Here is a 23,316-nt window from a genome sequence, read left to right on the forward strand (position 1 = left end):
TATGTGACGATCGTAAAAAAGTCGATACATTGAAAAACGAAGGGAACTCGTCTCATGAAACTGGCCACCTTGAGGACCAGCAACAACGGCACGACGGCGGCGCTCGCCGTGGGTGAGGACACGTACCTGCCGCTCCCGGCCCGCGACGTCGGGGCGCTGCTCGCTGATCCGGCCTGGCGCACCGTCGTGTCCGAGGCCGCCGCTGCGGCCGCGCACGCGGATACCGTTTCCGTACCGGCTTCCGGGCTGGCACCCCTGCTGCCCCGCGCCGGAAAGGTCATCTGCTGCGGCCTGAACTACGGCGACCACATCCAGGAGATGGGCCGCGAACTTCCTGAATACCCCACGCTCTTCGCCAAGTACGCGGACACCCTGGTCGGCGCTTCGGACGCTGTGGAAGTCCACGGCAGCGGCCGCGTCGACTGGGAAGCCGAGCTCGCCGTCGTCGTTGGCGCTGAACTGTTCCGTGCGGCCGAGGACCGGGCACGCGAGGCCATCGCCGGGTACACGGTCGCCAACGACGTTTCCATGCGCGACTGGCAAAACCGGACGCTGCAGTGGTTCCAGGGCAAGGCCTTTGACGGAACCACGCCGGTGGGCCCGGTCATGCTGACCGCTGACGAAGTGGACGGCGACTTTGAGGTCCGCGGCTACGTCAACGGTGAGCTCGTTCAGCACGGCAACACCGGCACCTTGGTGTTTGGCCCGGCAAAGCTCCTGTCCTACATTTCCCAGTTCACTACTCTGCGCCCCGGCGACCTCGTCCTCACGGGAACGCCGGGAGGAGTCGGGATGGGCATGACCCCGCCCCGCTTCCTGAACGACGGGGACGTCCTCACCACTGAAATCGACGGGATCGGCCGGCTGGAGAACGTCTTCCGGATCCACGCCCCAGTCACCGCCAACGCCTAGACCCAAACCAATTCAAAAGGAGAGACCAATGAGCCAGACCACCACCGAATACCGCCTCGAAGGCGACAACTCCATCTACGCCCAGGCCGACGGCAAGGTAGTGCCGGTCGTAACCCGGGCTGGCGCCGAAGACACCAACACCGCCCAGTCCGGCGACTGCATCCGCGTCTCCGGCGTGAGCATCCAGCACACCCCGGCCACCAAGATCTGGTTCGGCCAGGTCTCCAACACCCCCGGGTACCGTTCCCTGCCGCACCACCACGGCGAGGCGGAAACCGGCGGCTACGTGCTCCGCGGCCACGGCCGCATCTACTTCGGCGAGAACTACTCCGAATTCATCGACATGAAGGCCGGCGACTGGGTCTTCGTCCCGCCGTTCATGCCGCACGTTGAAGCCAACATGTCCGTCACAGAGGAACTCGTCTGGCTTACGGCCCGCACGCCCGAGAACCTCGTGGTCAACCTTGAAGACGTGGCCGACGAAACCCTCGCCGACTACCGCAGGGCCTAGCAACGATGGTCACTGGAACTTTGACGTCAGAGACCTTCCTCAGGGCGGTGGACCTCACTCCGGTCCCGGCGCAGGTCCACGATGATGCCTATGAAGCAACCACCCAGTACGTGCCGTGGCCCAAGGCCTACGGCGGAGACATGGTGGCGCAGGCGGCCGCGGCCATGATGCGCTCGGTGGACAAGGACCGTTCGCTGCACTCCATGCACAGCTACTTCATGCGGCCCGTCGACGTCGGTTCCAGCGTTCGCTACGAAGTGGAGCGTTTGCGGGACGGCCGGGGGTACTCCACCCGCACGGTCCGCGGCTTCCAGAACGGCAAGGCCGTCTATGCCGCGATGGGTTCCTTCCAGGTTCCCGAAGACGGCCCGGACTTCCAGCCCCAGGCTCCTGCCGCCGTCGAGCCCGATTCGCTGCGCAGTGCCGCCGAAGTGCTGGACGGAACCGCCGGACCGGCCGCAGACTATTGGTCCACGGGCCGTAGTTTCGACATGCGGCATATTCCCGGACCGGTATACGTCGAGTTGGAGGGCGGTTCTGTGCCGCAGCAGGCCATTTGGGTCAAGGCCTTCGACAGCCTGCCCGACGACGCCGACCTCCACCGCACCGCCCTGGCCTACGTCTGCGACTACACCATTCTTGAACCGCTCCTGAGGGTGAACGGCCTGAACTGGTCCAGCCCCGGACTCGCCACTGCCAGCCTCGACCACTCGATGTGGTTCCACCGCGACGGCCGCGCCGACGACTGGGTTCTCTACGCCCAGGAGGCCGTGTCCGGTCAGAGCAACCGGGGACTGGCCATGGGCCGCTTCTTCGATCGGCAAGGAAGGCTCCTTGCAACCGTCGCCCAAGAGGGCATGATCCGCGCCGGCGCCTAAGCCTGAACTTGCCTAACCTCCGCGAACCCCCAACCCCAACCCCAGCTTCAACGACGCACCACTGAAAGGAACGGCCATGAGCATGACGTCATCGGCCCACGTGGACACGTTCACCCGAGACCACCTGCCGCCCGCCAACACCTGGCCGGCGCTCGAATTCACCCTGCCCGAACTCCAGTACCCGGAGCGGCTCAATGCCGCGTCAGTGCTCATCGACAACGCGGTCGCCGAGCATGGCACGGACCGCCCCGCCCTTCGGACACCTGACGGCACGGTCTGGACGTACGGAGAGCTCCAGCAGCGCGCCAACCAAGTAGCCCAGGTCCTCACCGAAGACCTCGGAGTGGTGCCCGGCAACCGCGTGATGCTGCGCGGTCCCAACAACCCGTGGATTGTGGCCGCCTGGCTGGGCGTGCTGAAGGCCGGAGCCGTGGTGGTCACCACCATGCCCATGCTGCGGTCCGCTGAGGTCGCCACGCTGATCCAGCTCACCAAGCCGGTCGTCGCGATCTCCGATCACCGCTTCCTGGACGAGCTTGCCGTGGCGGCCGGCGACGACGTCGCGGTCCTTTCCTACGGAGCGGACGACGACGGCGACCTCACCGCCCGCTGCGCCGCCAAAAGCGGCGAGTTCACTGCGGTGGACACCTCGGCGGACGACGTCGCACTGTTGGGTCCGACGTCGGGCACCACCGGTGTGCCGAAGGTGACCATGCACTTCCACCGGGACATCCTGGCCAACGCCGACACCTTCGCCCGCTACATCCTGCAGCCCACTGCGGATGACGTGTTCGCTGGGTCCCCGCCACTCGCGTTCACCTTTGGGCTCGGCGGCCTGGTGATCTTCCCACTGCGGTTCGGCGCGTCCTCGCTGCTGACCGAGCGTGCCGCCCCCGTTGAGCTGGCCGAATATGCGGCTGCGGCCGGGGCAACGATCCTTTTCACGGCACCCACCGCCTACCGGGCAATCCTGAAGGAGAACCGCGGCGATTTGCTCCGTGGACTGCGCGTGGCGGTTTCTGCCGGCGAGCACCTGCCCAAGGAGACCTGGCAGGCCGTCCAGGACGCCACGGGCCTGCGACTGGTCAACGGCATCGGCGCCACGGAAATGCTGCACGTCTTCATCTCCGCATCGGGTGACGACATCCGGCCCGGCACCACGGGCCGCGCCGTGCCGGGGTACCGGGCCACCATCCTCGACGACGACGGCAACGAGCTTGGTCCGGGACAGACTGGCCGCTTGGCCGTCATCGGTCCGACCGGGTGCCGGTACCTCGACGATGCCCGCCAGGCGAACTACGTGGTCAACGGCTGGAACGTCACCGGAGACACGTTCACCCAGGACGAGGACGGGTACTTCACCTACCAGGCCCGCTCGGACAACATGATCGTCTCCTCCGGCTACAACATCGGCGCACCAGAGGTGGAGTCGGCCATCGACCAGCACCCGGACGTGGTGGAGAACGCCGTCATCGGCTGTCCGGACCCGGAGCGGGGCAGCATCGTCTGCGCTTTCATCGTCCTGCGGGAGGGCGTCGACGGCGACGCCGCCAAGCGCAAGGAAATCCAGGACTTCGTCAAGAAGACCATCGCCCCGTACAAGTACCCGCGGGACATCCGGTTCGTCACTGAATTGCCCCGCAATCCCAGCGGCAAACTGCAGCACTTCAAGCTCCGCGACGGCCTCGTCAAAGACGGACCCGCGAGCGAAACCCAAGAACTTACCCCTGCCGGCCAGTGCCAGGCTTGAGAAGGAGCACAACCATGAAGATCGCAATTGTTGGAGGCGGCCCCGGAGGCCTGTACTTCGCAGCATTGATGAAGCAGCTGGACCCGTCCCACGACATCACCCTCTGGGAACGGAACGCTGCCAGCGACACCTTTGGCTTCGGCGTCGTGTTTTCCGATGAGACGCTGGGGGGCATCGGCAACGCCGATCCCGTCGTCGCGGAGTACATGAGCCGCCGGTTCGCCCGCTGGACCGATATCGACATCCACTTCGGCGGTGAAATGATCACCGTGGGCGGCCAGGGCTTTGCGGCCATGAGCCGCAAAGAGCTGCTGGAGCTGCTCCAGCGCCGCTGCGCTGAGCTCAACGTGGACCTGCGCTTCCAGACCATGGCGCCGCCGATCGAGGAACTCGAAGCCAACTACGATCTCGTGCTGGCCGCGGACGGCGTCAATTCGCAGATCCGCGCCAAGTACGCCGACGCGTTCGGGCCGGACCTGGACCCGCGCACCAACAAGTACATGTGGCTTGGCACGGACCAGGTGTTCGAGGCCTTCAAGTTCTTCGTGAAGGAAACACAGTGGGGCGTCATGCAGATCCACGGCTACCCGTACTCCGATGAGGGTTCCACGTTCATCGTGGAAATGCACCAGGATGTGTGGAAGGCAGCGGGCTTCGACGAGACCGCCAACGATGTCTTCCCTCCCGGCGTCTCCGACGAGAAGGCGATTGCCAAGATCCGCTCGATCTTCGCCGAAGAACTGGACGGCTACGAGGTCCTGACGAACAACTCCAAGTGGCTGAACTTCAACACCGTGCGCAACCAGAGCTGGCGCAAGGGCAACGTGGTTCTGCTGGGCGACGCCGCCCACACGGCCCACTTCTCCATCGGCTCGGGCACCAAGCTGGCCATGGAGGACTCCCTTGCGCTGGCGGCTTGCCTGCACGAGCACGCGGACGTTGAATCCGCGCTGGCTGCCTACGAGGCCGAGCGCCGGCCCGTGGTCGCCTCCACGCAGCGTGCCGCGCAGGCCTCGCTCGAATGGTTCGAGCGCATCGGCCAGTACAAGGACCAGGACCCCACCCAGTTCGCGTTCAACCTGCTGACCCGCAGCCGCCGCATCACGCAGGAAAACCTGCGCCTGCGCGACCCCGATTTCGCCGAAGCCGTGGACCGCAACTTCGCCGAGTCCCAGGGGCTGGCCGAGGTAGCGCCGGCAATGTTCCAGCCATTCCGCGTCGGCGAACTGGAGCTGAAGAACCGCATCATTGTCTCGCCCATGGACATGTACTCCGCCGTGGACGGCATCCCGGGCGACTTCCACAAGGTCCACCTGGGCTCCAAGGCCCTGGGCGGCGCCGGCCTGGTCATGACCGAAATGGTCTGCGTTTCCGAAGCCGGCCGCATCACCCCAGGATGCAGCGGCCTGTACACGGACGGCCAGCGCGATAGCTGGAAGGAGATCGTGGACTTCGTCCACTCCCGTTCCACCGCCAAGATCGGCGCCCAGCTTGGCCACTCCGGCCGCAAGGGCTCCACCAAGCTGATGTGGGAGGGCATCGACCAGCCCCTGGAGTCCGGTAACTGGACGGCGGTCGGCCCCTCCGCGCTGCCCTACGGTCCCGAGAACCAGACGCCCGTCGAGTTGGACCGTGCAGGCCTTGACTCCATCAGGGAAGAGTTCGTCGCCGCGACCCTGCGCGCCGAAGAGGCAGGCTTCGACCTCCTCGAGATCCACGCCGCCCACGGCTACCTGCTGTCCTCCTTCCTCTCGCCGGTCTCCAACCGCCGGACGGACGAATTTGGTGGCAGCCTGGAGAACCGCCTGCGGTTCCCGCTGGAAGTGTTCGACGCCGTTCGCGCGGCTTGGCCTGCCAGCAAGCCCGTGACGGTGCGCATCTCCGCGACCGACTGGATCGAGGGTGGCAACACCTCCGACGATTCCATCGAAATTGCCCACGCCTTCGTCGCCCACGGTGCAGCCGGCCTGGACATCTCCACCGGCCAGGTGGCCAAGGAAGAGAAGCCCGCGTTCGGCCGCAGCTACCAGACGCCGTTCGCAGACCGCATCCGCCAGGAAGTTGCCGCTCCCGCAGGCGTGGCCGTGATCGCCGTCGGCGCCATCTCCAGCTACGACGACGTGAACTCCATCCTCCTCGCCGGCCGCGCCGACCTGATCGCGCTGGGCCGCACGCACCTCTACGACCCCCAGTGGACCCTGCACGCCGCCGCCGAGCAGGAATACCAGGGCCCCGGTGCCCAGTGGATTCCGCAGTTCCGCGCCGGCCGTCGCAAGCCGCCGAGCTCCCGCACCGATGCTGTTCGTCCGCGCCTGTCCCTGCTCAAGGAACCGGACGCGGAAGAACTCAACACGCACCTGCGCTGGACCGCCGCGTCCGCCGCCGCGTCGGTACTGGTGAAGTAGCCATGGCCAACGCTCCGGTCAACGACTGGAAAGTGCCCACGCGGACCACCGGCTTGGTGTTGTTCTGCTGCTGGCTGGCGATCCTCGCCGAAGGCTACGACGTCGGCGTGCTGGGTGCGGTGCTCCCCGCGCTTGCCGAGTACAAGGAATGGAACCTGAGCCCGTTGCAGCTTGGCGGACTCGGTTCATATGCCTTGATCGGCATGCTCATCGGAGCCCTGTTCATCGGCACCCTCAGCGACCTGGTGGGCCGCAAGAAGATGCTCCTGGCGTCCATGGTGATCTTCACGCTCACCCAGGCGGGTGCAGCGTGGGCGCCGACGCCCGAGTTGTTCGGCCTCTTCCGCCTCATCGGTGGCCTGGGCATGGGCGGAGTCATCCCTGTCGCGGCGGCCCTCACCATTGAATACTCGGCCCCGAACAAGCGCTCGTTCAACTACGGCCTCATGTATTCCGGGTACTCGCTGGGCATCGTTTCGGCCGCGCTCGCCGCACTGTTCGTGCTTCCCACCGGTGGATGGCGCGCCGTCATCGCCATCGGCGCAGCGCCGATCGTGCTGCTGCCCATCATCTGGAAGTTCCTCCCGGAGTCGCTCGAATACCTCGAGTCGAAGGGACGGAAGGCGGAGGCCCGCTCGCTGGCGTCCAGGCTGAAGATCGACGACTACGTGCCGGTTGTCCCGGCTGCTCCGGCAGCCCAGGGCGGTCCTGGCTCGCAGGCGGCGGAGCCATGGTGGAGGACCATCACCACCATGTTCTCGCGGAAGTACCTGCAATCCACGGTCTTCTTCTGGATCTCGCTGTTCTGCGGCCTGGTCCTCGTCTACGGCCTCAACACCTGGCTGCCGAGCATCATGAAGAAGGCCGGCTACGATCTTGGCTCGTCACTGACCTTCCTGTTGGTCTTCAGCCTTGCCTCTGCGATTGGCGGCCTGATCCTGGGGCGCGCGGCCGACAAGTACGGCAAGAAGCTCATCCTGGTGGTGTTCTACATCCTGGGCGGCCTGGGCATCATGCTGCTCGTCTTCCCCAACACCATGGTGGTCAACCTGCTGTTCGTGGCCTTTGCCGGCGTCGGATCCATCTCCACGTCGCTTGTCCTGACGGGCTACATCGCCGACTACTACCCGGCCAAGATCCGCGGTACGGCCACGGGCTGGGCCCTGAGCTTCGCCCGCCTGGGCGCCATCTCCGGGCCTTTGATCGGCGGCTGGATTGCCGGTTCGAAGCTGCCGTTCGAGTACAACTTCGCCATCTTCGCCGGCATCGCCGTGCTCGCGGCAGGTGCCGTGGCGATGATTCCGAAGCGCCGCACCGAGGACGCCGCTCCCGCGTCCGTGGCTGGGGGCGGCGGGCTGGCAAGCCGCGCGTATGAGAGCGACGTGCTCGACGGCGACGCGGAGGGCGAGAACCAGAAGGCTGGCGTCCGCTAGAGCGCCCTACTACAGAGGCGGGGCGGGCACCGAGGTGTCCGCCCCGCCTCTGTCATGCAAACGGCTGGAGCGCCGGTGTCCGGGGTGGCGCGGTGCGGCGCGAGCCGGTCGCTTCGAAGGCGGCGGCAAGCGTCAGCAGGGCCGTGTCGTCGTACGCGCGACCCGCAAATGTCAGGCCCACGGGCATGCAGATGTCGGCCATGGTGCCCATCGGCACGGTGACCGTGGGGATGCCGAGGTGCCGAGGGACGAGGTTGCCGTTGGCCACCCACACGCCGTTGCGCCAGCCGAGGTCAGCGGAAGCCGGGTTGACGTCCACATCGGCGGGCCCGACGTCGGCCGAGGCCGGGAACAGGACGGCGTCCAGTCCAAGCCCGTCCATCCATTCCTCAAGGTCGACGCGCCTTGTCTCCTCCAGGCCACGCAGCCCGTTTTCCAGCTCCGGGATCTCGGTGAACCGGGAAACACCGTGCTCGCGGACGTGTTCCGGGTACTCGGCGATGTCGTCGTCGAACCCCCGGTAGCGGTCCGGGAGAGCTCCTTCCGGGTGCGGGAAGATCGCTGCGCCATCCACGTCGGCGAGGCTGTTGAGCGCCGGATCGCCGTTGGCGCGCAGGAAGTCGTCCCACGCCCAGGAGGAAAGGTCCACGATTTCGCGTTTGAGGTACTCGGGGCTGACCAAGCCGCGGGTCGCGATGGTGGGTGCCCCGGGGCGGTCGCCCTCGTAGTTGGAGACCACCGGGAAGTCCACCAGCACCACCTCGGCGCCGGCAGCTTCAAGGTCACGCTTCGCGGCCTCCCAGAGCTCGATCACGGAAGCCCGCGTCTCGATGCGCTGCCCGGTGGGTCCGCCGATGCCCGGCTCATCGCTGGTGCCGGCCTCGGGGTCCGCATTGATGTACATGCGCGGCACTCCGAAGCGCTTACCCCGCAAAGCCGCCCGTCCGCCGTCGGCGTCTGCCGGTGCCAGCGCAAGGTACGACGCCGGCCGGACCTCGGACGATTTGGGGATCTGAACCCACGGCTGCGCGCGCCAGAAGTCGCCGCGGGTTTCGGCGTCGTCGGCCACGACCACGTCCAGCAGTTCCAGCAGGTCTGCCATGGTCCGCGTGTGCGGCACCACAACGTCCATGGTGGGCACCAGCGGCCAGTTGCCGCGCACCGAGATGACCCCTCGCGAGGGCGTGTAGGCGCATAGAGCATTGTTCGACGCCGGTGCGCGCCCACTGGACCAGGTCTCCTCGCCCAGGCCAAAGGCACCGAAGCTTGCCGCCGTCGCGGTGCCGGAACCGTTGGAGGAACCGGAACCGAACGCCGCCGTCAGGAAGTCGGCGTTGTACGGGCTTTCGGCCCGTCCGTACACGCCACGCTGCATGCCGCCGTTGGCCATCGGCGGCATGTTGGTGAGGCCGATCAGCACCGCGCCGGCGTCCCGCAGGCGCTCGATGGTGAAGGCATCACGCTGCGCCACCAGGTGCTCAAAGGCGGGCGAACCGGCCGCGGCCGTGAGGCCCTTGGCCAGGTAGCTGTCTTTCGCCGTGTAGGGGATGCCGTCCAGCGGACCCCGCGGGGCGCCCTGGGCCCGGCGCGCATCCGAGGCGCGGGCATCGGCCAGGGCCTGGGGATTCATGACCACCATCGCGTTGAGCTTGATGCCGTTAAGGTCATAGGCCTCGATGCGGTCCAGGTAGGCCCGGGTGAGTTCCTCGCTGGTCACCGCGCCGGCTTCCAGGGCCTCGCGCAGTTGCGCGATGGAGGCCTCGACGACGTCGAAGCGGGGCATTACGCTGCACCCCCACCGAGTTTGGGCTGCTGCTGCGTGATGCAGTGGATGCCGCCGCCGCGGGCCAGGATGGGCCGGGCGTCCACGGTCACTACACGGCGGCCAGGGTAGGCCTCGGCCAGGATCTCGGCGGCGAGCGAGTCGGCACGTTCTTCGCCGTAACCGCAGGCAATGACGCCACCGTTGACCACCAGGTGGTTGACGTAGCTCCAGTCCACGAAGCCTTCCTCGTCGCGCAGAGTCTCCGGGGCCGGCAGCGGCACGATCTCGAGCGGCTTGCCCGCCGCGTCAGTCTGGGCTTCCAGGAATGACTGCAGGGTTCGGCTGACCTCGTAGTCCGGGTGCTCCGGGTTGGTCTGGGAGTGCAGCAGGATGCGGCCGGGAGCGGGCAGGGTGGCCACCATGTCGATGTGGCCGCGGGTGCCCAGGTCCTCGTAGTCGCGGGTGAGGCCGCGTGGCACCCAAATGACTTTGCTGGCGCCGATGGTGCGCGAGAGTTCGGCCTCAACGGCCGCCTTGTCCGCGTAGGGGTTCCGGCCCGGGTCCAGCTGCACCGTTTCGGTGACCAGAACGGTGCCTTCGCCGTCCACATGGATGGCGCCGCCCTCGTTGACCAGCAGCGAACTGACCAGCTCCGCGCCGGATTCTTCGGCGATGAAGCGGGCCAGTCCGGCGCTCTTCTGCCATTCGGACCATGCCGGGGCGCCCCAGCCGTTGAAGATCCAGTCCACCGCGCCAAGCACGCCGGGACGTTCGTCGTCCAGCACAAAGGTGGGTCCGACGTCGCGCATCCAGAACTCATCCAGCGGCGCCTCGACCTGTTCGATGTCGCTGCCGAGCATGCGGGCAGCGCGCTGGCGCTCGCTCGGGTCCACCACCATGGTGACGGGTTCGAATTCGGCCACGGCGTGGGCGACGGCGGTCCAGGCCGCGTATGCCTCTTCGGCCGAGGCGGCGTCGTCGCCGAGGGTCAGGCCGGTGCGGGGGAACGCCATCCAGGTGCGCTCGTGCGGGGCGGTTTCGGCCGGCATTCTCCAAGCCATGGGGGACTCCTTCGTCTTCTTACGCTTGCTCACGCGCTTATTCGTTCGCTTGTTGATCGCACGATCAACAATGTTGAAAAGGTAATCTAGACTGTTCTGTAATGTCAAGCACTCCACAGAAGCGCGCGGTCCGGAAGTCACCGGCAGAGCGCGCCGCAGAAATCACCGAAGCCGCCCGCGACATCGCACTCGAGGCGGGCCTCATGGCACTCACGCTGCGCAACGTTGCCGCCCGCGTGGGAGTCGCCCCAGGCCTCGTGGCGCACTACCAACCCAACATGGACGCGCTCGTGTCAAGCACGTTCGCCACCATCGTGGCCGCGGAAACACGGGAGATTGCAGGCTTGTTGAGCCAGCTCCCCGGCCCCTCGGAACGGCTCGGGCTGCTGGTGGACACGCTCCTGGACAACAGCAGGCTCGACGTCACGGCCATCTGGGTGGAAGCCTGGACGCTGGGACGCCGCAACGAAGCCCTGGCCGCCTCGGTCCGGGAGCAGATGGATGCCTGGCAGAAGGTCTTCCAGGGAGTGGTGGAGGACGGCGTGGCGGCCGGAGCGTTCGACGTTTCCGATGCCGCCGCCGTCGCGTGGCAGATCCTCGGAATGGTGGACGGCCTGAACGCGCAGGCCCTGGTCCGATGGGACGGCGTCAACGATCGCGGCACCCACCTTGCCCGCGCGGTGGAGGGCATGGTCGGCGCGGCGCGGGGATCCCTTGCCCCCAACCCGGGTTCCTAGGGGGCGGGTGCGTCAGCGGGGCGGGGCCGGGTGCGTCAGCGAGGGCTCAGCGCGCCGTCAGCGAACCAGGTTCACGCTCGCGCCTTCGAACCAATGGTGCACAGGCGGGGCGTTGGGCTCCTTGTGGTGACCGCATTCGTGGACGGGGCACCAACGGACTCCGGACTGCCCTAGGCTGGAGCCCATGGCGATTCTGCACAAGGCAACCCTGACTCCCTCAAAGCTTGAACTCATCGCGCAGCACCTGCCGCTGCAGCCCTGGTTCGTCCAGGACGACTCCGCGCAGCCGGAGCTGGTGGGTGCCTACCGCTTTGACGATCCCGACGGCGAAGTCGGCCTGGAAACCCACCTGGTTTCCCACGGCGGCAGGATCTACCAGCTCCCGCTGAGCTACCGCGATGCCGCACTTCCGGGCGCCGAAGCGTGGCTGGTGGGCACCACGGACCACTCGGTCCTGGGCAAGCGCTGGGTCTACGACGCCTGTGCCGATCCCGTCTACGCCGCGGCCCTCGCCACTGCCATTCTCACGGGCCAGGAGCAGGCCGAGCAGTTCGTGCAGGCGGACGGCAAGCTGGAGCCGCGCCCCAGCACGGTGAGCGTGAAGGGCAGTGGAACGCCCGACGTCGGCGTCCCCGCCTTGGCGCCGGAGGCTCCCGTCACCGAAAACGGCGTCACCACCATCGACGCCGGGGAGCTCACCTTGCTCGTCAATCGGGTCCTGGGCCTCGGCCGGCAGCCCTCGGAAGGTCCTGCCCTGCGCGGCATCTGGGCCGGACAGGAAACGCCGGTGGAATTGGCCTCGCTTCGACGCTAGCTCTGCCCTCCTCCCCATCTGCTCAGGAGGGCTGCGCCGGAGGTTGGGCCAAGAGCATACTGAGGTATGACCGACCGCAATGAATTCCTGGCCTGGGTCACGTCCGAGCTGCACCACGCAGAACTGGCCCTCCACAACGGCGACTCGGCCCCACGCCGGGCGCTCTGGTCCCGCAACGAACCCGTAAGTGTCCTGGGTGCGTGGCGAAACGCCTTAGGGCAGCATGCACTGAACGATCTCTTCACCGACCTCGCAAAGGGTTTCTCCGACTGCACCTCGTACGAGTTCGAAGTGCAGTCCTATGACGTTGTGGGCGACATGGCCTACACGATGGGTCTGGAGCACACCTCGGTCTCCGTCAACGGGGAACCCCGCAGCTATGTCCTGCGGGCCACGCAGGTGTATCGCCGCGAAGACGGGGCATGGAAGGTGGCACATCGGCACGCCGACACCGTCACCAGGTGACAGCCTGACCAGCTGACAGCAGCTACACGGAGCCCTACGCCCGCGGGCCCCCCGGACGCGGACGCCACACCACCACGGCCTGGGAACGCGCACGCGGACGCTGGCCGCGGGCCAGCTGACGACGTCTTCAGCGCGGCCACCTGGTTCTCAAGTTCCAGGAGCCGCTTAGTGCCTTCGAGCGAGACGCCCGACTGCGAGGGGCGCCATTGCTTCGATCCCCGCCGGTGCGTGGGAAACCACCGAGTACACCGCTGCGGGTCCAAGTAGTCAGGAACTCGGAAGCCAACGAAAGACGAGTACTCACTACTCGTGACTCACCACCCCCCCGAACCTTGAATGGAACTACTGCTGTATATAGCCGCAGGGTTTTCCAAGGCTAGGGAGTGCACCATGGGACAAGCTCGTTCTCGGTGGGCGGCCCTCGCCCTCGCCAGTTCCCTGCTGCTGGCAGGCGCCGAAGGCGCGGTCGCAGTGCCTGCGGGCGGCGTCGCTGCTCCAACCGTGCTGCCCTCACCAAGCGCGACTACCGATCCGAGCCCATCACCCGCGGCGATCACGAATATCCCGAGCCTTTCCATCCAGCTGCCCCCGGGATACACCTTGGCTGACCTCAATGGGTCCAAGAACGACATTCCTGCGGACCCGGCCCTGGAACAGCACTCCCTGGCAACGATCGTCGATCCGTCCAATGCCGCCAACAACCTCACCGACGTCACGCTGGAGTCCGTCAAGAGCCGCGGCAACTTCACGTGGGCCCTGGAGAAAAAGCCCTACCAGATCAAGTTCGATACAACCACCCCCGTGCTGGGACTGCCAACGGCGAAGACGTGGATCCTGCTGGCCAACCACGCGGACGCATCGTTGCTGCGAAACAAAACGGCCTACGACCTGGCTGTCGAATTCGGGCTGCCTGCGTCACCAGACTCCCGGTTCGTGGATCTGACCATAGGTGGTGACTACCTGGGGAACTACCTGCTCAGCGAGAAGGTAGAGGTCAAGAAGAACCGCCTGGTGCTGGCCGATCCGGGTGGACTGCTGCTTGAGCTGGACAACAGCTACGGCTTGGCCGAGGACTTCCACTTCACCACCAGCCGGAGCAACACGCTGTTCGTCCTCAAGGACGCCGTTGCGAAAGTCGCGGCCCCCTTGGACGCGGCGCTGGCAGAGTCCTATGCGAACACCCAGGCCTACCTCGAGGAATTTGAGTCCCTACTGTACGCCGCAGACCAGGACTGGGCTGCCATCAGTTCCATGATCGACGTGGAATCGTTTATCAAATACCACTTCGTCCAAGAACTCGGAGCCAATCCCGAGATCACCCAGTCCAGCGTCTTCTTTTGGCGGGACGGGACAAATGATGTGTTGCATGCCGGACCTGTGTGGGACTTCGACAGCGCGTTCGCCAGCTACACCACCGAGTCCCTGGGCGGCGATCCTGTGCAGGACTACATCAAGAACGCCCAATTCCTACGCGACGGCGGCAACGGCTGGTTCGGCGAACTGTTCCGAAATGAGGAGTTCGCTGCCCTCGTTGCGAAATTCTACGAAGAGCAACTCCAGGCGAAAGTGGACGCCGTCGTTGCAAAGATCGATGCAAATGCGGCAGCGATCTCGTCCTCGGCAGAAGCCAACTTCGAACGCTGGCCAAATGTCCTCGGCAGGCCATCCATTTTTTCCGGCACCCGGATGGTGGCTGACAGCTGGCAAGGCGAAGTGGCGTACCTCCGCGACTGGGTGGCGGAAAAGGCCGGACACCTTGCGGCCGTCTACGGAAAAGACACGCCTGTCCTGAAGTACGCCGCCCATGTGGCGGAGATTGGTTGGCAGAACGCGATGACATCCGGTCAGATTGCGGGCACCTCGGGCAGGGGCCTGCAAGCCGAAGCGCTCGACATCTCACTGGGGTCCAGCCCGTTCCCAGGCACGATTCGCAGCCGGGCTCACGTGCAGAACATCGGTTGGAGCGCGTGGCAAAACGGAAATACCAGGCTGGGAACAACAGGACGTTCCCTGCAACTGGAAGCCGTGGAGTTCACCCTTACCGATCAGCTCGCTACCCGGTACGACATCGAGTATCGGGTGCATGTGCAGAACATTGGGTGGATGTCCTGGATCAAGAACGGAGCCCTGGCCGGAACAACGGGACAGAGCCTGCAGATCGAGGCAATCCAGATCCGTCTCTCGGAAAAACCCGCCAACTCGGGGTCGTCGGTCTCCTACGGGGCACACGTAGCGAACATCGGGTGGATGCCCGAGGTCCAGGACGGGGCCGTCGCAGGAACCACAGGACGCGGCATCGCGATGGAGGCACTTCGGGCCCAGGTATCCAGCGGAGAGTACGCTGGCAACCTTGAGTACCGATCACATGTCCAGAATATCGGCTGGACGGCATGGACGGACTCGCCTGACTTCACGGGCACAGTCGGCCAGGGCCTCCGGATGGAGGCCATTGAGATCAGGCTCACCGGAGACTTGGCGGCGCACTACACCATTCGATACGCAGCACACGTGCAGGACATAGGCTGGCAGTCCCCGGTCGTCGACGGGCAGACCTCGGGCACCACGGGCCTCGCCAAGCGCATGGAAGCTATCAGAATAGAACTGGTACCCAAGGGAGCATAACCGAGGCAAGACACACGTTACTGCTCACTTGCCCCACCCTGTGGCTTCGGACGCCACACCACCACGGCCTGGGACCGCGCGCGCGGGCGCTGGCCGCGGGCCAGGCTGACGACGTCGCCGGCCGCTCCCGCCGCGAAAATGCGGGCATCCGCAGGACTCCGGCGGCGGGACAGTTCGTCCGTCAGCTCGGCCACCCGGTACTTCAGCGCGGCCACCTGGTTCTCAAGTTCCAGGATCCGCTTGATGCCTTCCAGCGAGACGCCCGACTGCGAGAGGCGCTGGACCTCGCGCAGGACATCGATATCGTGCTGGGAGTAGCGGCGCGACTTGCCCGGGGCCCGGCTGGGCGAGACGATGCCCAGCCGGTCGTACTGGCGCAGCGTCTGCGGATGCATGTCGGCCAGCTCCGCCGCCATCGAGATGACGAAGATCGGATCGTACGCGTCGATGCCCATCACGGCGTCCCTACAGCCGGGCCTTGGCGGCCAAGTCGTGGCGCGGATCGGCGTCGGCGGTGGCTGCGGCGAACGCCTTGACCGCCTCCTCCGCTTCCTTGTTGAGGTTCTGCGGGACGGCGACGTCGATCGTCACCAGCAGGTCGCCCGTCGCCTTGGACGTAGTGACGCCGCGGCCCTTGACCCGGAGCGTGCGCCCGGAGGGCGTGCCGGCCGGGACGCGGAGGGTGACGGTATCGCCGTCGAGCGTTGGCACGTGGATGTTGGCACCCAAGGCGGCTTCCGCGAAAGTTACCGGAACATGGATACGGATGTTGTCATCCGTCCGGGTGAAGAAATCGTGGGACTTGACGCTCACCGTGATGATGAGGTCGCCGTTGCCAGCAGGGCCCGGATTGCCCTTGCCGCGCTGGCGGACCTTCTGGCCGTCCTTAATGCCCGCGGGGATCTTGACGTCGATGACGTTGCCGTTGGCCTCACGCAGGCTGACCGTGGTGCCGCGGATGGAGCCGGCGAAGGAGATGCTGGTGGACGCGTTGCGGTCCGCGCCCTTCTGCGGGGCGCGTTGGAAGCCTGTCTGGCCGGCACCACCGAACCCACCGCCGAACAGGTCGGCGAACTCGGGCGGGAGGCCGCCCGCACCGGCCGGCTGCCGGCCACCGCCGCCGAACAGGCCGCCGAAGAGGTCCTCGAAGCCGCCGTTGGCGCCGGCTCCACCGCGCCCAGCACCCGGGGCAAAGCGAGCGCTGCCCATGGCCCGGATGGCGTCGTACTGCTGGCGGTCCTCGGCGCTGGAGAGCACGGAGTACGCCTCGGAGATGTCCTTGAACTTCTTCTCGGCCGCCGCATCACCGGAGTTGGTATCCGGGTGGTACTGGCGCGCGAGCTTGCGGTACGCCTTCTTGATGTCGGCGTCAGAGGCGTCCTTGGCGACACCAAGGATCGCGTAGAAATCCTTCTCAACCCAGTCCTGGCTGGCCAAGGGCGTTTCCTTTCAAATCAAAAATAAGCAGCTGCTGCGCTCACCCCACCTTAGGTGAGATAACCGCCGTCGCGGATGATCGGATTCCTGTCAGGTGACCCGACCGCCGAAGCGGAGCGAGACAAGGGGCCCGGGAGTGGCTTCGGGCCTGCCGGAGCGTGGTGGCTTGAGTCCGTAGGACAAAAGCCGCCACGCGTAGGGGCGGGGCCCCTTGTCTCGCTTCGCGGTACCGCGTCAGCTACGCAGGAACCGCGACGATGACCTGTGCTGCGCGGAGGACCCGCTCGCCGGACTTGTAGCCCGAACGCAGCACCTGGCTGACCGTATCAACCTCGACGTCGGCGCCCGGCTGCTGGATGAGGGCCTCGTGGATGGTGGGATCGAATTCGACGCCCGTTTCCGCGATGCGCTCCAGGCCGTACGTCTTCAGCGCGGTCTCCAGCTTGGTGGCGATCGCGGCGAAGGGGCCGTCCTCGAGGTCACCGTGCTGGCGTGCGGCGTCGATGTCGTCCAGCACCGTCAGCAGGGAGTTCAGGACGCCGATGACGGCCATTTCCCCTGCCACGGCGCGGTCGCGTTCCACGCGCTTGCGGTAGTTGACGTACTCGGCCTGCAGGCGGAGCAGGTCGTTGCGGAGCTCAGCTGCCTCGGCTTCAGCCGCGGCGCCCGGGGCCACCGCTTCCTCGGCCGGGACCTCCATCCCGTTGAGGATTTCCTCAGCCTGGGACAGGGCGTCACCCTCGGGAGAAGCCGCGGCTTCGCCGTGCGGGTGGCGGGCAGCCCCGGTCTCCGGGTCAACCTTGCGGTTGTCCCGGATGACGGGCTTGTGCTGCTCGTTGCCTTCAGGGTGCTCTGCGTCGTTGCCGTGGTGAGGCATGGCTACTTCTTCTCGTCGGCGGTGTCTTCGTCGATGATCTCGGCGTCGACGATGTCCTCGTCGGCAGCCTTGTCACCGGCGGGGGCACCCGAGGCGCCCGCAGCGCTGCTTGCGCCGTCCGGCGAACCAGCCTGGGAGTAGATGGCCTCGCCCAGCTTGGACTGGGAAGCCTGCAGCTTCTCGAAGGCGGACTTCACTGCTGCGTCGTCGGTGCCTTCCAGCGCGGCCTTGAGGGCGTCGACGTCGGCCTTGACCGCGGTCTTGACCTCTTCCGGCAGCTTGTCGGCGTTTTCGGCGATGAGCTTGTCCACGGAGTAGGCGAGCTGCTCTGCGGAGTTGCGGGTATCGGTGGCCTCGCGGCGCGCCTTGTCCTCGGCTGCGTGCTCTTCGGCTTCACGGACCATGCGGTCGATGTCGTCCTTGGAGAGTGCGGTGCCGCCGGTGATGGTCATGGACTGCTCGGTGCCGGTGCCCTTGTCCTTTGCGGAGACGTGGACGATGCCGTTGGCGTCGATGTCGAAGGTGACCTCAACCTGCGGAACGCCGCGGGGTGCCGGGGCGATGCCGGTCAGTTCGAACGTGCCCAGCGGCTTGTTGTCGCGGGTGAATTCACGCTCGCCCTGGAAGACCTGGATGGCCACGGACGGCTGGTTGTCGTCAGCGGTGGTGAAGGTCTCGGAACGCTTGGTGGGGATGGCCGTGTTGCGCTCGATCAGGTGCGTCATGATGCCGCCCTTGGTTTCGATGCCCAGGGACAGCGGGGTGACGTCGATCAGCAGGACGTCCTTGCGCTCGCCCTTCAGCACACCGGCCTGGAGGGCTGCGCCAACGGCCACAACCTCGTCCGGGTTGACGCCCTTGTTGGGCTCCTTGCCGCCGGCCAGTTCCTTGACGAGCTCGTAGACGGCCGGCATGCGGGTGGAGCCGCCCACCAGCACGATGTGGTCGATCTCGGACAGCTTGATGCCGGTCTCGGCGATGACGTCGTGGAACGGCTTCTTGGTGCGCTCCAGCAGGTCCTTGGTGAGGTCCTGGAACTTGGCGCGGGTCAGCTGCTCGTCCAGGTGGACCGGGCCGTCGGGGGTGACGGAGAGGTACTGGAGGGAGATGTTGGTGCTGGTGGAGGAGGAGAGTTCCTTCTTGGCCTGCTCCGCTGCTTCGCGGAGGCGCTGGAGGGCGATCTTGTCCTTGGACAGGTCGATGCCCTTGACCTTGAGCTGGTTCAGCAGGAAGTCGACAACACGCTGGTCCCAGTCGTCGCCGCCGAGGCGGTTGTCGCCGGCCGTGGCGCGGACCTGAATGGTGGAGAAGTTGTCTTCGTCCTTGCCGACCTCAAGGAGGGAAACGTCGAAGGTTCCGCCGCCGAGGTCGAAGACCAGAATGAGCTCGTCTTCCTTGCCCTTGTCCAGGCCGTAGGCCAGTGCAGCCGCGGTGGGCTCGTTGACGATGCGCAGGACCTTGAGGCCCGCGATTTCACCGGCTTCCTTGGTGGCCTGGCGCTCGGCGTCGTTGAAGTAGGCCGGAACGGTGATCACAGCGTCGGTGACCTTTTCGCCGAGGTAGCTCTCGGCGTCGTTCTTAAGCTTCATGAGGATGCGCGCGGAGATTTCCTGCGGCGTGTACTTCTTGTCGTCGACGGCGACGCTCCAGTCGGTGCCCATGTGGCGCTTGACGGAGGCAATGGTGCGGTCGATGTTGTTGACGGCCTGGCGCTTGGCGATTTCGCCGACCAGGACTTCGCCGGACTTGGAGAATGCAACGACGGAGGGCGTGGTGCGGCCGCCTTCGGCGTTGGCGATGACGGTGGGCTCGCCACCTTCAAGAACAGAAACCACGGAGTTGGTGGTTCCGAGGTCGATACCTACTGCGCGTGACATATGTTGTTTCCTTTCAATGGCCGATGCTGGAGATTTCCCCCGTCAGCAGGGCCCGCAGGGCGGGTTCCGGATCCGGGGACCACTCAACAATCGGCTAGTTGAGCGTTCTGCACTCAACTGTACTCGGGGTCGGATCGATGTCAATTCAAAGTTGAGTCAAGTCCGCTCAACTTTGAATTTCACGGTCCCGGGATCCGCTTGATTGCGGGCTTTCCGGGCGATTTCGCCCAGCGTGAACGCCCGACGGCGGGTGTTCCGTCAGGCGGAGGCAGACCCGTCCGCTTCAGGCGGGACCGGCTTGTAGACCCAGGCCACGAGCACCACGGAGATGATCATCAGCAGGAACCAGGCGCCCAGCTTGTCCACTGACACGAGGTGCCAGCCGGCCTGCTGGCTCGGGTACAGCCAGGCATGCGACCACGTGGCGATGTTCTCGGCAATCCAGATGAACAGCGCCACCAGCAGGAACGACAGCACCAGCGGCATCCGGAAGCGGCTCCGGAACACTCGGAAGTGCATGACGCAGCGGCCAAAGACGAGCGCGACGGCAGCCAGCAGCACCCAGCGGGCGTCGGCGATGTAGTGGTGGCTGAAGAAGTTGACGTAGATGGCCGCCGCGAGGACCGCCGTGACCCACCGCCGCGGATACCGGGCGAAACGCAGATCGAAAAGCCGGTAGACGCGCACCATGTAGGAGCCGACCGCCGCGTACATGAAGCCGCTGAAGAGCGGCACGGCGCCGATGCGCAGGACGCCTTCGGCCTCGTAGCTCCACGAGCCCACATCGGTCTTGAACAGTTCCATGGCCGTCCCCACCAGGTGGAACAGCACGATCACCCGGAGTTCCCGGAGGGTTTCCAGCCTGGTGGCCACCAAGATGATCTGGATGGCGACGGCGGCCAGGGTGAGAGAGTCGTTCCTAGCCAGCCCGGCGCTGTCCGGGTACCAAAGGCGCGCGGCAAGGATCACGGCGAGCAGGGCGGCCCCGAAAATGCAGGCCCAGGCCTGCTTCAGCCCGAATACCCCGAACTCGGTGAGCCTGCGCGATCCCAATCGCAGATTGACAGATATGGAAGACTCACCCCATGCCGAGCAGCAAAGGGACGCGCCGGATCGCAGTCGTCAGGTTCGGGCGATCCGGGCGCGCTTCCGTAGGCATCCGCAGGGCCCACTCACGAAGGACCGGCGTGTCCTTAGTAGCCATCAGCTCCATTATTGATCAAAGCACGGAACGAATCCCAGGCCGATCCACTTTGGGGCCGTCGGCGTGCGGTGCTTCATCCGACACCACCGCTTGGGGAGTGGGCGTCTTCTTGGTGGGCAGGCGCTTGTCCAGCCATGCCACCGCAGCGCAGAGGGCGGCGAACAGCAGGCTGATCCACACGCCGTTGATGATCACCCGCGGGTACCCGAGGGCCTTCACGTTAGCGAACGGGTAGGGGTACCAGTCCGACGCCAATGGGCCACGAATAATCGTGAAGAGCATGAAGGCGAGGGGGAACAGGACCGCCAGTTTCACGACCCGCGATGAAACCAGGCCGCGTGGGCCGAACACCAGCCACCCGACCACGGCCATGATCGGCACCACGAAGTGCATCAGCCGGTCGGAGCCCTTGGCCCAGGTGTCCAGCTCAAACAGGCCGCTGAGCGTGACATGGAAGACAACGCCAGTGACCGTGATCCCGACCAGCCCGGCCAGTCTGAACGCCGAGAACACGGTCGAGGACCTGTTCGGATTGATGGCGAGCAACAGGCTCGTGACGCCCACGATCAGGTTCGACTGGACGGTGAAGAAAGCGAAGATGTTCAGGCCGCGGCCGAGTGGGCTCCCGCCGAACCGCTGGAACAGCTCGCCCGTCTCTGCCACCACCGGCATATGGTTCTGCCAGTTCAATACGAAGTAAACGGTCACACCGACGGCGACGCACGCCGCGGTGGCCGCGTGCCAGACACGTGCCAGACACGTGCCAATCTAGGATTCATGGTCCACACGATATCGGTCATATGTCGCTTGCCAGCGATGTGAGACCACCGTGTCGCTTCGGGTGTGGGAATCCCGGAGTGCCAGCTCGTCCGCGAGGAGCAGCACAAGGAACGCGGCGTGGCCCATCTTGTGCCGGCGTGCCGTGACCAGCCGTTCAGACAGGGTGTCCTTCAGGCCTTCTGGCCGGCCCCGGCGCCGGCCGTCACGAGCTGCCCGAGGTAGTGGTTCTTGGGCCAGTGCCGGATCCGCTGCGGCAGCCGGGGATAGACGGCCGCGAGGGCCCGCATGGTGCGCTCGAAGCGCCGGTTGTGCCGGTTGCCCCAAGCAAGCCCAAAGCCCGCGCGGAGGTGTTCCGGCAGGAGTCCTGCGGTGAGGAAGCGGGCCAGCGGCATCAACAAGCGCAACAGGACGGGCCCCGCGGCGGGCTCGAGCAGATCCCGCGCCACCCGCCTGGCGGCGGCGTCCGGCATGAGCGTTTGAATGCGCGCGTCCCAGTACTGGGCGAAGGCCGCCCGGTCGGCGGGCCACAGCTCGGCGGGCAACTGCAGGGCCGTGCCAATCTGCGCATACTCGCGGTAAACGCGGTCGGCGGCGTCGTCGTCGAGCGTTCCGTGGATTTTTTCGTAGACCGTGACGGCGGTGTCGTAGAGGGTGGCCACCACCCACAGCTGGGACTGCCCGTCGAAGGCGTTGTAGCCGGCGGACTCGGCATCGGCCTCGCGCCGGACGGGGGCGTGGGCGCGGTTCACGGCGCGGCGCACGGCCGCCAACTGCTCCTCGGAACCGTAGACCACCGCGTACACATACGTCATGGTGGCACGCAGCCGGTCCAGCGGGCGCTCGGCGAAATTGCTGTGCTCGGCGACGCCGTGGCCCACGGCCGGATCGGCGATCTGGAGCAAGATGGCGCGCCCGGCCCCGGCGAGCAGGACGCCCTCCGCACCGATGTCAGCCAGTCCACGAACCATTTGGATACTTTACCGTCCGGAGGTTAGCCCAACGACTTCCGCCAGGACACCGAGCTGGTGCTCGAACAGTTCATCGCGGGCGGAGAAGGTGTCGCGTCCGTACTGGCCGAACACCTCGAAGCTGATCGCCCCGAACACCGAGGTCCACGCCAGCACGCCGCGGGCCACGGAGGCCTCGGGGACCGCAAGCCCCAGTTCCGAGCGGATCGCGTTCAGGTTCTCGGCCAGCGCAGGAGGAACGACGACGGCGGGAGCCGCCTGCGCGGTGAGCGCACCGGTCCGGTAGGCCGCGTCGAAGTTGCCCACCAGGCGGTAGACGACGCGCGTGCCGGGCACGGTGGTCCGCTCACCGGGGGCCTGGTATCCGGGGACCGGGCTGCCGAAGAGCAGCGCGTAGCTGGCCGGCTCGCGCAGGGCCCAGCCACGAACAGCGCGGCCCAGCGCGCGGAACCGCCCGGCGAAATCCTCCTCGGGAAGGGCATCGATGGCGGCGTCCACCTCGTCGCCCAGCTCGTTGTAGGCATCGATGAGCAGGAGCGTCAGGAGTTCGTCGCGGCTTTCCACATAGCGGTAGACCGCCGAGGAGACGACGCCGAGGTCCCGGGCGACGGCCCGCAGGGACAGTGCCGCGGCCCCGTGGAGCGCCAGGTGCTGGCGGCCCAGCCGGACGATGTCGGCGACCGTCTGCGTGCGGGCACGCTCGCGCGGCGTTTGGGGCTTGGCGGGTGGGGCTGCGTCGGCGGGCGGAGCTGCGGGATTCATGGACCCAGCTTGCCACAAGAGAGAGCGCCGTCAACAAAGAAGAGCAGTGCTCTTGACT

General features: G+C 66.3%; 20 protein-coding genes and 1 pseudogene. 10 read left to right on the forward strand and 11 right to left on the reverse strand.

Annotated features, from left to right (window positions below):
* Positions 1-54: 54 nt before the first annotated feature.
* The 6 genes from NVV90_RS18455 to NVV90_RS18480 all read left to right on the forward strand — a co-directional run bounded on the left by NVV90_RS18455 (position 55) and on the right by NVV90_RS18480 (position 7,889).
* The gene (locus NVV90_RS18455; protein WP_258438692.1) at positions 55-912 is read left to right on the forward strand and encodes a fumarylacetoacetate hydrolase family protein; all 858 of its coding nucleotides are present in this window, start codon (positions 55-57) and stop codon (positions 910-912) included.
* 28 nt (positions 913-940) lie between these two features.
* Positions 941-1,423: a cupin domain-containing protein gene (locus tag NVV90_RS18460; RefSeq protein WP_017197360.1), complete on the forward strand. Its 483-nt coding sequence runs from the start codon at positions 941-943 to the stop codon at positions 1,421-1,423.
* 5 nt (positions 1,424-1,428) lie between these two features.
* The gene (locus NVV90_RS18465) at positions 1,429-2,301 is read left to right on the forward strand and encodes an acyl-CoA thioesterase II (protein ID WP_258438693.1); all 873 of its coding nucleotides are present in this window, start codon (positions 1,429-1,431) and stop codon (positions 2,299-2,301) included.
* 76 nt (positions 2,302-2,377) lie between these two features.
* On the forward strand, positions 2,378-4,051 hold the full coding sequence (locus NVV90_RS18470; protein ID WP_258438694.1) for an AMP-binding protein: 1,674 nt from the start codon (positions 2,378-2,380) through the stop codon (positions 4,049-4,051).
* 14 nt (positions 4,052-4,065) lie between these two features.
* A complete protein-coding gene (locus NVV90_RS18475; RefSeq protein WP_258438695.1) occupies positions 4,066-6,456 on the forward strand; it encodes a bifunctional salicylyl-CoA 5-hydroxylase/oxidoreductase in 2,391 nt (796 codons plus the stop codon).
* A gap of 2 nt (positions 6,457-6,458) precedes the next feature.
* Complete coding sequence (locus NVV90_RS18480) at positions 6,459-7,889, forward strand: aromatic acid/H+ symport family MFS transporter (RefSeq protein WP_258438696.1); 1,431 nt, start codon at positions 6,459-6,461, stop codon at positions 7,887-7,889.
* Positions 7,890-7,941: 52 nt separating this feature from the next.
* Here NVV90_RS18480 and NVV90_RS18485 read toward each other — a convergent pair whose 3' ends face one another.
* Both NVV90_RS18485 and NVV90_RS18490 read right to left on the reverse strand, forming a co-directional pair.
* Entirely contained in the window at positions 7,942-9,672 is a 1,731-nt protein-coding gene (locus NVV90_RS18485) for an amidase (RefSeq protein ID WP_258438697.1), read from the reverse strand.
* Positions 9,672-10,715: an agmatine/peptidylarginine deiminase gene (locus tag NVV90_RS18490; RefSeq protein ID WP_258438698.1), complete on the reverse strand. Its 1,044-nt coding sequence runs from the start codon at positions 10,713-10,715 to the stop codon at positions 9,672-9,674. The genes NVV90_RS18485 and NVV90_RS18490 overlap by 1 nt, the downstream gene beginning before the upstream one ends.
* Positions 10,716-10,816: 101 nt before the next feature.
* Here NVV90_RS18490 and NVV90_RS18495 point away from each other — a divergent pair, with 101 nt between their 5' ends.
* From NVV90_RS18495 to NVV90_RS18505, 3 genes are all read left to right on the forward strand, one after another.
* Positions 10,817-11,452, forward strand: coding sequence for a TetR/AcrR family transcriptional regulator (locus tag NVV90_RS18495; protein ID WP_258438699.1), 636 nt, complete (start codon positions 10,817-10,819; stop codon positions 11,450-11,452).
* 184 nt (positions 11,453-11,636) lie between these two features.
* The gene (locus tag NVV90_RS18500; protein WP_258438700.1) at positions 11,637-12,266 is read left to right on the forward strand and encodes a CG0192-related protein; all 630 of its coding nucleotides are present in this window, start codon (positions 11,637-11,639) and stop codon (positions 12,264-12,266) included.
* Positions 12,267-12,332: 66 nt separating this feature from the next.
* Entirely contained in the window at positions 12,333-12,731 is a 399-nt protein-coding gene (locus NVV90_RS18505) for a nuclear transport factor 2 family protein (RefSeq protein ID WP_258438701.1), read from the forward strand.
* A 34-nt stretch (positions 12,732-12,765) separates the two neighbouring features.
* Here NVV90_RS18505 and NVV90_RS18510 read toward each other — a convergent pair.
* Positions 12,766-12,934: pseudogene (locus tag NVV90_RS18510) on the reverse strand (heat-shock protein); the annotation flags it as partial.
* A gap of 187 nt (positions 12,935-13,121) precedes the next feature.
* Between NVV90_RS18510 and NVV90_RS18515 the strand changes: the two are divergent.
* Complete coding sequence (locus NVV90_RS18515; protein ID WP_258438702.1) at positions 13,122-15,353, forward strand: CotH kinase family protein; 2,232 nt, start codon at positions 13,122-13,124, stop codon at positions 15,351-15,353.
* 17 nt (positions 15,354-15,370) lie between these two features.
* On the opposite strand, the gene NVV90_RS18520 is transcribed toward NVV90_RS18515, so the two are convergent.
* The 8 genes from NVV90_RS18520 to NVV90_RS18555 form a co-directional block, all read right to left on the reverse strand.
* Positions 15,371-15,808, reverse strand: a complete 438-nt coding sequence (locus NVV90_RS18520; RefSeq protein ID WP_258438703.1) for a heat shock protein transcriptional repressor HspR — start codon at positions 15,806-15,808, stop codon at positions 15,371-15,373.
* 10 nt (positions 15,809-15,818) lie between these two features.
* Positions 15,819-16,790, reverse strand: coding sequence for a DnaJ C-terminal domain-containing protein (locus NVV90_RS18525; protein WP_258438705.1), 972 nt, complete (start codon positions 16,788-16,790; stop codon positions 15,819-15,821).
* Positions 16,791-17,028: 238 nt separating this feature from the next.
* Entirely contained in the window at positions 17,029-17,667 is a 639-nt protein-coding gene (locus NVV90_RS18530; protein ID WP_258438707.1) for a nucleotide exchange factor GrpE, read from the reverse strand.
* A gap of 2 nt (positions 17,668-17,669) precedes the next feature.
* Positions 17,670-19,544 (reverse strand): molecular chaperone DnaK, encoded by a 1,875-nt coding sequence (gene dnaK / locus NVV90_RS18535; protein WP_258438708.1) that lies wholly within the window; start codon positions 19,542-19,544, stop codon positions 17,670-17,672.
* 258 nt (positions 19,545-19,802) lie between these two features.
* The gene (locus NVV90_RS18540; RefSeq protein ID WP_258438709.1) at positions 19,803-20,597 is read right to left on the reverse strand and encodes a DUF817 domain-containing protein; all 795 of its coding nucleotides are present in this window, start codon (positions 20,595-20,597) and stop codon (positions 19,803-19,805) included.
* A gap of 166 nt (positions 20,598-20,763) precedes the next feature.
* Positions 20,764-21,414, reverse strand: coding sequence for a Pr6Pr family membrane protein (locus NVV90_RS18545; RefSeq protein WP_258438710.1), 651 nt, complete (start codon positions 21,412-21,414; stop codon positions 20,764-20,766).
* Positions 21,415-21,698: 284 nt separating this feature from the next.
* Positions 21,699-22,496 (reverse strand): oxygenase MpaB family protein, encoded by a 798-nt coding sequence (locus NVV90_RS18550; RefSeq protein ID WP_258438711.1) that lies wholly within the window; start codon positions 22,494-22,496, stop codon positions 21,699-21,701.
* A 9-nt stretch (positions 22,497-22,505) separates the two neighbouring features.
* The gene (locus NVV90_RS18555) at positions 22,506-23,258 is read right to left on the reverse strand and encodes a TetR/AcrR family transcriptional regulator (protein ID WP_258438712.1); all 753 of its coding nucleotides are present in this window, start codon (positions 23,256-23,258) and stop codon (positions 22,506-22,508) included.
* Positions 23,259-23,316: the final 58 nt, after the last annotated feature.

This window comes from Arthrobacter sp. CJ23, assembly GCF_024741795.1.
Lineage (GTDB): Bacteria > Actinomycetota > Actinomycetes > Actinomycetales > Micrococcaceae > Arthrobacter.

Coding starts and splice junctions, on each gene's coding strand:
- NVV90_RS18555 (WP_258438712.1), bottom strand. CDS start 23,258: ATGAATCCCGCAGCTCCGCCCGCCGACGCAGCCCCACCCGCCAAGCCC.
- NVV90_RS18520 (WP_258438703.1), bottom strand. CDS start 15,808: ATGGGCATCGACGCGTACGATCCGATCTTCGTCATCTCGATGGCGGCG.
- NVV90_RS18455 (WP_258438692.1), top strand. CDS start 55: ATGAAACTGGCCACCTTGAGGACCAGCAACAACGGCACGACGGCGGCG.
- NVV90_RS18465 (WP_258438693.1), top strand. CDS start 1,429: ATGGTCACTGGAACTTTGACGTCAGAGACCTTCCTCAGGGCGGTGGAC.
- NVV90_RS18490 (WP_258438698.1), bottom strand. CDS start 10,715: ATGGCTTGGAGAATGCCGGCCGAAACCGCCCCGCACGAGCGCACCTGG.
- NVV90_RS18500 (WP_258438700.1), top strand. CDS start 11,637: ATGGCGATTCTGCACAAGGCAACCCTGACTCCCTCAAAGCTTGAACTC.
- NVV90_RS18550 (WP_258438711.1), bottom strand. CDS start 22,496: ATGGTTCGTGGACTGGCTGACATCGGTGCGGAGGGCGTCCTGCTCGCC.
- NVV90_RS18475 (WP_258438695.1), top strand. CDS start 4,066: ATGAAGATCGCAATTGTTGGAGGCGGCCCCGGAGGCCTGTACTTCGCA.
- NVV90_RS18470 (WP_258438694.1), top strand. CDS start 2,378: ATGAGCATGACGTCATCGGCCCACGTGGACACGTTCACCCGAGACCAC.
- NVV90_RS18460 (WP_017197360.1), top strand. CDS start 941: ATGAGCCAGACCACCACCGAATACCGCCTCGAAGGCGACAACTCCATC.
- NVV90_RS18480 (WP_258438696.1), top strand. CDS start 6,459: ATGGCCAACGCTCCGGTCAACGACTGGAAAGTGCCCACGCGGACCACC.
- NVV90_RS18530 (WP_258438707.1), bottom strand. CDS start 17,667: ATGCCTCACCACGGCAACGACGCAGAGCACCCTGAAGGCAACGAGCAG.
- NVV90_RS18485 (WP_258438697.1), bottom strand. CDS start 9,672: ATGCCCCGCTTCGACGTCGTCGAGGCCTCCATCGCGCAACTGCGCGAG.
- NVV90_RS18505 (WP_258438701.1), top strand. CDS start 12,333: ATGACCGACCGCAATGAATTCCTGGCCTGGGTCACGTCCGAGCTGCAC.
- dnaK (WP_258438708.1), bottom strand. CDS start 19,544: ATGTCACGCGCAGTAGGTATCGACCTCGGAACCACCAACTCCGTGGTT.
- NVV90_RS18515 (WP_258438702.1), top strand. CDS start 13,122: ATGGGACAAGCTCGTTCTCGGTGGGCGGCCCTCGCCCTCGCCAGTTCC.
- NVV90_RS18495 (WP_258438699.1), top strand. CDS start 10,817: ATGTCAAGCACTCCACAGAAGCGCGCGGTCCGGAAGTCACCGGCAGAG.